This window comes from Thomasclavelia sp. (assembly GCF_017889095.1).
GTDB lineage: Bacteria > Bacillota_I > Bacilli_A > Erysipelotrichales > Coprobacillaceae > Thomasclavelia.
The window spans coordinates 1-4,591 of sequence record NZ_JAGHEW010000363.1; the positions used below are offsets into that span (position 1 = coordinate 1).

The 4,591-nt window shown below is 32.7% G+C and carries 6 protein-coding genes; all 6 read left to right on the plus strand.

Annotated features, from left to right (window positions below; translation table 11 throughout):
- Nucleotides 1-771: ATP phosphoribosyltransferase regulatory subunit (locus J7M77_RS15355; RefSeq protein ID WP_296880150.1), on the plus strand; the 771-nt coding region annotated here is incomplete at its 5' end.
- Nucleotides 764-1,393: an ATP phosphoribosyltransferase gene (gene hisG / locus J7M77_RS15360; RefSeq protein ID WP_296880153.1), complete on the plus strand. Its 630-nt coding sequence runs from the start codon at nt 764-766 to the stop codon at nt 1,391-1,393. The genes J7M77_RS15355 and hisG, both read left to right, overlap by 8 nt.
- Nucleotides 1,393-2,703: a histidinol dehydrogenase gene (gene hisD / locus J7M77_RS15365; RefSeq protein WP_296880155.1), complete on the plus strand. Its 1,311-nt coding sequence runs from the start codon at nt 1,393-1,395 to the stop codon at nt 2,701-2,703. The genes hisG and hisD overlap by 1 nt, the downstream gene beginning before the upstream one ends.
- Nucleotides 2,693-3,280 (plus strand): imidazoleglycerol-phosphate dehydratase HisB, encoded by a 588-nt coding sequence (gene hisB, locus J7M77_RS15370; protein WP_296880156.1) that lies wholly within the window; start codon nt 2,693-2,695, stop codon nt 3,278-3,280. The genes hisD and hisB overlap by 11 nt, the downstream gene beginning before the upstream one ends.
- A 2-nt stretch (nt 3,281-3,282) precedes the next feature.
- Nucleotides 3,283-3,891 (plus strand): imidazole glycerol phosphate synthase subunit HisH, encoded by a 609-nt coding sequence (gene hisH / locus J7M77_RS15375; RefSeq protein ID WP_296880158.1) that lies wholly within the window; start codon nt 3,283-3,285, stop codon nt 3,889-3,891.
- The coding region (hisA, locus tag J7M77_RS15380) for a 1-(5-phosphoribosyl)-5-[(5-phosphoribosylamino)methylideneamino]imidazole-4-carboxamide isomerase (protein WP_296880160.1) at nt 3,885-4,591 on the plus strand (707 nt) is incomplete at its 3' end. The genes hisH and hisA, both read left to right, overlap by 7 nt.

The window sequence follows — 4,591 nt, forward strand, 5'->3', positions numbered from 1 at the left end:
AATCATGAAGGAAAAAATGTAGCAATGCGCTGTGATTTTACAATCCCGTTAGCCCGTTTTTATTCAACTAATAATTTTGATGATCAGGAAGCACGGTATTGTTATTTTGGGAAAGTTTATCGTAAGGAGATCATGCATAAAGGTCGTTCTAGTGAATTTTTTCAAGGAGGCGTGGAATTGATCAATAAACCAGGATTAAGTGGTGATCAGGAGTGTTTAACGATGATCTTGGAATCTTTACCACATCTAGGATTAAGCAATATTTTAATTGAAATTGGTTCAGCCCAGTTTTTTAATCGTTTGTGTTCATTAGTCGGTAATAAAGCTAATGAGCTTACAGAGATTTTAAAATATCTTAATATAAGTGCAATGAAACATTTTGTTGCTCAAAATGATTTTGCACCAGCATTAAATGAATTATTATTGAAAATTCCTGTTGCTTTTGGTGATATAAAATTATTGAATAATGCTCTTGAAAATATTAATGATCCGATTTTATTAGAGGCTTTAAATAATTTAAAGGAAGTTTATCAAAGATTAGGTAATCCTAAACAAATAATTTTTGATTTAGGCATGGTGCCAACGATGAAGTATTACACTGGTTTAATGATCAAAGGGTATAGTGATAAAAGCGCTCAGCCAATTATTTCTGGGGGACGCTATGATGATTTATTACCACGTTTTAATAAATCAGTTGGTGCGATTGGTTTTTGTTATCACATGAATCATATTTTAAAAGCCTTAGATAAGGAGGAAGAAAGCAATGATTAAAATAGCGATAACTAAAGGAAGAATTGAAAAACAAGTCTGTAAATTATTAGAAAAAGCGGGATTTGATATGGAGCCAGTTTTTAACAAAGACCGTGAGTTATTGATTGCAACTAAAGATGGGATTGAAATGATTTTTGGTAAAGCTAACGATGTCGTAACTTTTTTGGAACACGGAATCGTTGATATTGGTTTTGTCGGGAAAGATACGCTAGATGATAGTGATTTTGAAGATTATTATGAACTATTAGATTTAAATATTGGTAAGTGTTATTTTGCCGTGGCTGCTTATCCAAAATATCGAAATAAAAAATTTGTTCAAAGAAAAAGAATTGCGAGTAAATATCCTAAAGTAGCTAAAAGCTATTTTGCGAAAAAACAAGAAGATGTTGAAATCATTAAATTAGAAGGTTCAGTTGAATTAGGACCGATTGTTGGTATTAGTGATGCCATTGTTGATATCGTGGAAACAGGATCAACATTAAAAGCGAATGGCTTAGAAGTAATTGAAAAAATTAGTGAGATTTCAACTCGGCTGATTGTCAATAAAGTTAGTTTGAAGTTTAAAAAAGAGGAAATTATTAATTTGGTTTCTAAATTAGAAGCAGTATTGGAGGAAAAGTAATGTTGAAAGTAATTGATTATGATGGTAATTTAGAAGCAATTGCCACTAAATTAGATAATCGTAAAGAAAATGTTAGTCGTGAAGTAAATGAAGCGGTATTGAAAATCATTGATGATATCAATACTCGTGGTAATGAAGCTTTATTTGAATATTGTTATCAATTTGATGGTTATCAAATCAAAGATGAAAATGATTTAATTGTTAGTGAGGCAGAAAAAGAAGCGGCTTTAAAAGAAGTTGATCCGGATTATTTACGAATCTTAAATAGAGCTAAAAAACAAATTATTGAATTCCATCAAAATCAAATTGATAAATCATGGTCAATGTTTAAAGAAAATGGGGTCATCATGGGACAGATGGTGCGACCAATCAAGCGTGTTGCTTTATATGTACCTGGAGGAACTGCCAGTTACCCTTCAACTGTTTTGATGAATGCGATTCCGGCAAAATTAGCGGGAGTTAAAGATTTAGTGATCATTACGCCAGTTAAAGCCGATGGTAAAGTTAACCCAATTATTATTGCAGCAGCTAAAGTTTGTGGCATCGATACAATTTATAAATTTGGGGGTGCTCAGGGAGTTGCTGCGATGGCTCATGGTACCGAAACGATTGCAAAAGCTGATAAGATCGTTGGACCAGGAAATATCTATGTAGCGACTGCTAAAAAATTAAGCTATGGCTTAGTTGATATTGATATGGTAGCGGGACCCAGTGAAGTTTTAGTTATTGCTGATAAAAATGCTAATAGTAAATACATTGCGGCTGATTTAATCTCACAGGCAGAACATGATAAATTAGCTAGTGCAATGTTAGTAACTACTTCTAAAGAATTAGTAGTGAAAGTAAACGAAGAATTAAAACGCCAGGTTGCCTATTTATCTCGTAAGGAGATCATTGAAACGTCGCTTATAAATTATGGTGGGGCGATCGTAGTCAATGATCTTGATGAAGCTTTTGCGGTATCTAATTATTTAGCACCAGAACATTTAGAAGTTTTAGTCGATAATCCAGTTAATTATTTACCAAAAATCGAAAATGCTGGTTCTATCTTTTTAGGCGAATACTCACCAGAACCTTTAGGTGATTATATGAGTGGAACTAATCATGTTTTACCAACCGGCGGAACTGCTAAGTTTTATTCCGCTTTAGGGGTATATGATTTTGTTAAGTATTCATCTTACAGTTACTATCCTAAAAAGGTATTAAAAGAATTTAAAGACGATGTAATGACGTTTGCTAAAAGTGAAGGATTAGACGGACACGCTAATTCAATTGCGGTTCGTTTTGAGGAGGAAGAAGATGAGAACTAGTAAAATTGAACGAAATACGTTAGAAACAAAAATATTAGTGGATTTAAATCTTGATGGAAATGGTCAAAGTCAAATTGATACCGGAATTGGTTTTTTTGATCACATGTTAACTTTGCTAGCTTTTCATGGTAATTTTGATTTAAAAGTTAAATGTGATGGGGATCTAGAAGTAGATGGTCATCATACGATCGAAGATCTAGGAATTGCTTTAGGATTGGCTTTTAAAGAAGCATTAGGTGATAAACGCGGAATTAAACGCTATGGAGCGTTTACAATATGCATGGATGAAGCTTTGGTTACGACCAATTTAGATATTAGTAATCGTCCTTTTCTCGTTTTTAATGTTAATTTAACTTGTGAACGAATTGGTACTTTTGAAACAGAACTAGCAGTGGAATTTTTTAGAGCATTTGCTTTTAATGGCGGGATTACGTTACATATCAATGAACACTATGGTGAAAATAACCATCATATTGTTGAAGCTGTTTTTAAAAGTTTAGGACGAGCATTAAAAGAAGCTGTAAGTATTGATGAAAAAAATAAAGATAAAGTTATTTCTTCAAAAGGGGTATTGTAAAAATGGTGGTAATTATTGATTATAATGTTGGTAATTTAAGCAGTGTAACTTCAGCTTTTAAACGAATTGGCATTGATCCAATCATTACGCGTGATCCGGAAGTGATTGCTAAAGCGGATGCGATTGTTTTACCAGGGGTTGGTACTTTTCCGGTAGCGATGAATAATTTAAAGAAATATGGTTTGATTGATGTCTTGAAACAACAAAAAGAAGCTGGCAAATTGATTTTAGGAATTTGTTTAGGAATGCAAATTTTATTTGAAGAAGGCTATGAAGTACAAAAGACAGAAGGCTTAGGATTTTTAAAAGGAAAAGTAGAATATATGGATATTGATGAAAAGATTCCCCACATGGGTTGGAACCAGTTGCATTTTTGTAAAGAACATCCGATCCTAAAATATATTCATGAAAATGATGATGTTTATTTTGTTCATTCATATATGGCTAATTGTCCTGATGACGAGCTTGTTGCTTATAGCGATTATGGAAGCTGTAATGTTACGGCTTTAGTAGCTAAAGATAATGTAATTGGCTGTCAGTTTCATCCAGAAAAAAGCGGTGTAGTTGGGAAACAAATTTTAAAAGCATTTAAGGAGATGATAACATGTTAGTAATTCCGGCAATTGATTTAAAAGACGGTCAGGCGGTTAGATTATATAAAGGTGATTATCAACAAAAAACAGTTTATAGCACTAAACCTGAACAAATAGCTAAAGAGTTTGAAAATATGGGTGCTAAATATTTACATGTTGTTGATCTCGATGGGGCTAAAGATGGTAAATGTATTAATTTAGAAACAATTAAGAAAATTAAACAAAATACCAAGCTGAAAATCGAACTAGGTGGCGGGATTCGTAATTTAGAAACAGTAGCTTTATATTTAGATGAAGTTGGCTTAGATCGAGTTATATTAGGAACTGCAGCAATCAATGATCCTGAATTTTTAAAGGCAGCTTTAAAAAAGTATGGAGCTAAACGAATTGTTGTTGGTGTCGATGTCAAAGATGGTTATGTTTCAACTTCGGGCTGGTTAGAAACTAGTAATGTTTATTATCTTGATTTTATTAAAGAATTAGAAAAAATCGGAGTTGAATATATTGTTGCTACCGATATTAGTAAAGATGGCACTTTAACTGGACCAAATTTTGATATGTATGAACAGATAGCCAATATTTCAGATATAAATTTTGTTGTTTCTGGTGGTGTTAAAGACGCTAAAAATATTGAAGAAGCAGCGAAACATAATTATTATGCCTGTATTGTTGGTAAGGCTTATTATGAAGGTAAGATAGATTTGAAGGAGGTTATAGC